Genomic DNA, 4,489 nt, shown 5'->3' with positions numbered 1-4,489 from the left:
AGCATAGCTTAAATTTTTATTAAAAGCAACCTAAGCTATGACTATATTATACGAGGAGGTTTTTATTATGGCAGAAGATTTTGTTGGCGTTAGCGGTTCTTTGAATGAAAGCTTTGTGGGCGCAAGCAATGATAAGCTCTTTGAGGTGCCGTTTGAGGCACTGGAAGTGCGCATGGCTAAGGAAAAACCGCAGGTTATGCCAGGGCTGACAGCTTTGAAGAAGGCTATGTCTGCGCCTGCGTTTGAGCGTCTGATCAATTCGCTGCTGAATATTAACCTGGGTGAGGATGCGCTTTTGGTTGTGGCTGGTGATGAGCGTGTGCGCACGGAGCTGATTGGCAAGTATTTGCCGGTGCTGAAGGCGGCGTTTAATGTGAGCAGTGTGCGTGTTGTTGGCGGCGCGCGCAATGGATTGGATGCTTATTGAGGGTGTTGGGGTGGATGCCCGTGCCTTTGTAGTGTGAATTAAGAAAGAATTTAGTGAGGCTATGTGATTGATTTTTGCCCCCGATACAAGATGCATGGTATTGGGGGTATTTTTTGTTATGCAGCCAGCAGTATAAAAAAGGCGTGTAGAATTATATCGACAGGGGAAATGGTCGCAGGCGCTAAAAGATGTTATAATATATGAAGAAGCAAAGAAAGGGGAATTCTCATGCAACAGACAAGACTGCCGCTTCCTGTCGGCACTACTGACTTCAAAAGAATCTGCCGGGAAAATTATTATGTCGACAAGACGTTGCTTATAAAGGACCTGCTTGATGAAAAGGTGAGCAACATTCTTTTTACGCGTCCGAGGCGTTTTGGCAAGACCTTGAACATGGATATGCTCCGTACTTTCTTTGAGAAAACAGACGCAGATACCAGCAGCTATTTCAAGGATAAAGCAATCTGGCAGCAGGGCGAAAGCTATACGCAGCAGCAAGGGCAATATCCTGTTATCTTTTTGTCGCTGAAGGATATAAAGGCGCAGGATTGGGAAACAGCATATGAACTGTTGAAAATGATTATCAGCTCCGAGTATGCAAGACACATGGAATTGCAGGCTGGTAATGAGATATCCCGACAAGACAAGGATTTTTATGAAAAAATAGTCAATAAAAATGCTAATAAAGCAGATTATATGCTCAGCCTGCAGATTCTCAGCAGAATGCTTTATCAGCATTACAAAAAGGCTCCTGTGATAATCATTGACGAGTACGATACTCCTATCCAGGAAGGCTTCGTCAATAATTATTATAATGAAGCTATTGAGTTTATCAGAAATTTCTTTTCGGCTGCCTTGAAGGATAATCCCTATATAACTATGAGCCTTATGACGGGTATCCTGCGTGTCGCTAAAGAAAGTATCTTCAGCGGGTTGAATAATATCCGCGTTGATTCTGTACTTGATGATACTTTTAGTGGTTATTTTGGATTCACTGAGGGTGAGGTCAAGACTATAACGCAGTATTATAATGTAACTGAAAAGCTGGCAGAAATCAAAAGCTGGTATGATGGCTATAGGTTCGGCAGCACTGAAATCTATAATCCGTGGTCGGTGATTAATTATATAACGAGCAGCTGCAAGGCTATCCCGTATTGGAGCCAGACTTCGGAGAATACTATTATTCATGAAATACTGGAGAAGTACAATGAAGCAACTTACAGGAATCTTCATGAATTGCTTAAAGAAAACGGGCAGGTAAGCTCTGTAATCAAAACGAATATCATTTATCCTGAACTCAAGGGGCCTCAGACAGATATTCTTGGTTTTCTTCTGATGACCGGTTACCTGAAGGCAACTGATATGACACTTAACGAAGACGGAGAGCATTTATGTCGGCTTAATATTCCTAATAAGGAGATACGCACAATCTATCGTAAGGAAATTATTAGTTTGCTGATAGCGGAAGTCGGTGATATGACGGTAACGGATTTAACCTAATCCGCCAGAAGTCCCCCACCTCTAAGGTGGGGGATGAAGGTGGATCTGGCGAATTTACGTAAGTAATTGAGCCAGATAATTGCTCCGTAGATAGCTTTATGATATAATCAGTCGTAAAAGTGAAAGGGCTGATTATACTATGAAATTAGACAATAATAACCATTCAGTGTTCTTGCTGTATTACCATCTTGTTCTGGTAGTAAAGTACCGTCATAAGGTATTTTCCGACCAGATGAGCCAATATGCAAAAGACATATTTGTTCGCATAGGCTCTTCATATAACATCACATTGGAAGAATGGAACCATGATCAAGACCATGTACATATCATGTTTCGTGCCCATCCTAATACAGAGATGTCGAAATTCATCAACGCTTACAAAAGTGCCAGTTCTAGGCTAATCAAAAAAGATTTTCCAGAAGTTAGGCGTAATTTGTGGAAAGAAATGTTTTGGTCAAGAAGCTATTGCTTGCTGACGACAGGTGGTGCTCCTATTGAGACAATTCGTAAATACATAGAAAATCAAGGCAGGTGATTATAGTGAATAAGGCATACCGATACAGGCTCTACCCGACAATTGAACAGAAGATTATGTTCGCCAAGACTTTCGGCTGTGCCAGATTCATCTATAACAAGATGCTTGGAGATCGTCTTGATTACTATAAGGAAACAGGCGAGAGGCTGAACAATACACCTGCACAGTACAAGAAAGAATTTCCTTGGCTGAAAGAGGTTGACAGCCTTGCTCTCGCCAATGCCCAAATAAACCTGAACAAGGCGTATAACAACTTTTTGAGCAATAGGAAGCATTTTGGCAAGCCACGCTTCAAGTCGAAGAAAACGGGGCATGCTTCATATTCTACGAACAACCAATATGGCTCTGTAAGAATCGAGGGAAACAAAGTCAAGCTGCCTAAAATAGGTTGGGTAAAGCTGTGTCTGCATCGTCCATTAATGGAGAATAGCACCATAAAGACTGTAACCATAAGTAAAACACCGTCAGGAAAATACTATATCAGCATTTTGGTGGAGTATGAAAACCAAATACTTCCCATCATACCGAAGAATTTTCTTGGATTGGATTTTGCTATGCACGGGCTGTATGTTGCTTCCGATGAGGACAATGCCGATTATCCAAATTTCTTACGGGAAGCCGAAAAGAGGTTGCTCAAGGCACAAAGAAAACTCTCCAAGAGACAAAAAGGGAGCCGTAACAGGAATAAACAAAGACTGCGTGTGGCTGTACTCCATGAGAAAATTGCTAATCAACGCCGCGACTTCCTGCATAAGAAAGCTCGTTATCTTGCAGACCGCTATGATGCGATTGGCATAGAGGACATTAGCGTAAAGGCCATGGCGAAGCGAAAGAAGGGTGGCAAGTTCAGCTTTGGTAAATCCATATCCGACAATGGCTGGAGCATGTTCACAAGTATGCTGGAATACAAACTTGCATGGCAGGGTAAGCAACTTATCAAGATAGACAAATGGTATCCAAGCAGTCAGCTATGCCATGTCTGTGGCTACCAGAACAATGACACCAAAGACTTATCTGTACGGGAATGGGATTGCCCTAAGTGTGGCAGTCATCATAACCGTGATAAGAACGCTGCAATAAATATTAGAGAAGAAGCTAGGCGAATATCTGCCTAGCGTAACTCATAAAGTACCGTGGGTCGCATGGGAATCTACGCCTGTGGAGAGAGTGTAAGTCGCCATAACTCTTCGGAGTTAGTGGTGCTGTTCTCGCTGAAGCAGGAAGCTTCCGCCTCTATAGGCGGGGGTACGTTCACGAGACGCTTTATTAAATAAGGATAGTGCTGTCATCAAAGAAACGTTGGGAAGATTCATGATGCAGACAATCAGCTATTATGACGGGCTTAGGGAAAGCTATTATCATGGTCTGATGCTGGGACTTATAACTATCTTTGAATATACTCACTTTATCCGCTCCAATAGAGAAAGTGGAACTGGCAGATATGATATTCAGCTTATTCCTAAAAACGCAGGTATGCCGGGGATTATTATTGAAATAAAAGCAGGTGAAGCAAAGGACGATGATGGTGCTTTAAGCAAGCTGGCGCAGGTTGCGTTCGACCAGATTGAAGAAAAGAAGTATGATACTGAGTTGCGTTCACTGGGAGTAAGTGTTATACGCAAATACGGTATTGCGTTTGCCAATAAGAGGGTTGAGTTGAAGACGAATTAGATTTTACAGCAAAAAAGCCGCCTGCAAGGGCGGCTTTTGGCGTATAGTCTTGCTAAATTGTTCCAAGCACTCAGCTGCTATGTATGCCCCCCGTTAGTCGCTATCGCGACAGTCGCCCCAGGGCGCCCTCTCTTGCCCTTCGGGCAATTCACCTTGTCCCCCGAGGGGGAACCAAGAATGTGCTAATGAAGTTTATCGAAAAGCTATTAGTCTTGCCTGCCCCTTGGGGAAGGTGCCGAGCGAAGCGAGGCGGAAGGGGGCTGTGAACTGCGAAAAATTTTTACCATTATTTTACGAAAATCTAACCTGCATTTTAGAATTTTTTAACTTTATTTGTAATATATATATATATATAT

General features: G+C 42.6%; 5 protein-coding genes. All 5 read left to right on the top strand.

Annotated features, from left to right (window positions below; translation table 11 throughout):
* Positions 1-67: 67 nt before the first annotated feature.
* The 5 genes from RDW05_RS11585 (at position 68) to RDW05_RS11565 (ending at position 4,133) form a co-directional block, all read left to right on the top strand.
* Positions 68-427 carry a hypothetical protein gene (locus tag RDW05_RS11585; RefSeq protein WP_304268049.1) on the top strand — a complete coding sequence of 120 codons (360 nt, stop codon included), beginning with the start codon at positions 68-70 and terminating at the stop codon, positions 425-427.
* Between the two features lie 228 nt (positions 428-655).
* Positions 656-1,927 (top strand): AAA family ATPase, encoded by a 1,272-nt coding sequence (locus RDW05_RS11580; RefSeq protein ID WP_307979182.1) that lies wholly within the window; start codon positions 656-658, stop codon positions 1,925-1,927.
* Positions 1,928-2,066: 139 nt separating this feature from the next.
* The gene (gene tnpA / locus RDW05_RS11575; RefSeq protein ID WP_307979181.1) at positions 2,067-2,462 is read left to right on the top strand and encodes an IS200/IS605 family transposase; all 396 of its coding nucleotides are present in this window, start codon (positions 2,067-2,069) and stop codon (positions 2,460-2,462) included.
* Positions 2,462-3,577, top strand: coding sequence for an IS200/IS605 family element RNA-guided endonuclease TnpB (gene tnpB, locus RDW05_RS11570; RefSeq protein WP_374111044.1), 1,116 nt, complete (start codon positions 2,462-2,464; stop codon positions 3,575-3,577). The genes tnpA and tnpB overlap by 1 nt, the downstream gene beginning before the upstream one ends.
* A 196-nt stretch (positions 3,578-3,773) precedes the next feature.
* Entirely contained in the window at positions 3,774-4,133 is a 360-nt protein-coding gene (locus RDW05_RS11565; RefSeq protein ID WP_307979177.1) for a PD-(D/E)XK nuclease domain-containing protein, read from the top strand.
* The last annotated feature ends 356 nt before the right edge of the window (positions 4,134-4,489 follow it).

The organism is uncultured Phascolarctobacterium sp., from assembly GCF_902463975.1.
Taxonomy (GTDB): domain Bacteria; phylum Bacillota; class Negativicutes; order Acidaminococcales; family Acidaminococcaceae; genus Phascolarctobacterium_A.
The sequence above is the reverse complement of the archived record's forward strand: the minus strand, read 5'-3'. Positions and strand labels throughout refer to the sequence as shown.

What these genes read in the sequence shown, in the direction of transcription:
- tnpA (WP_307979181.1), top strand. Translation starts at nt 2,067, where the DNA reads ATGAAATTAGACAATAATAACCATTCAGTGTTCTTGCTGTATTACCAT.
- RDW05_RS11565 (WP_307979177.1), top strand. Translation starts at nt 3,774, where the DNA reads ATGATGCAGACAATCAGCTATTATGACGGGCTTAGGGAAAGCTATTAT.
- RDW05_RS11580 (WP_307979182.1), top strand. Translation starts at nt 656, where the DNA reads ATGCAACAGACAAGACTGCCGCTTCCTGTCGGCACTACTGACTTCAAA.
- RDW05_RS11585 (WP_304268049.1), top strand. Translation starts at nt 68, where the DNA reads ATGGCAGAAGATTTTGTTGGCGTTAGCGGTTCTTTGAATGAAAGCTTT.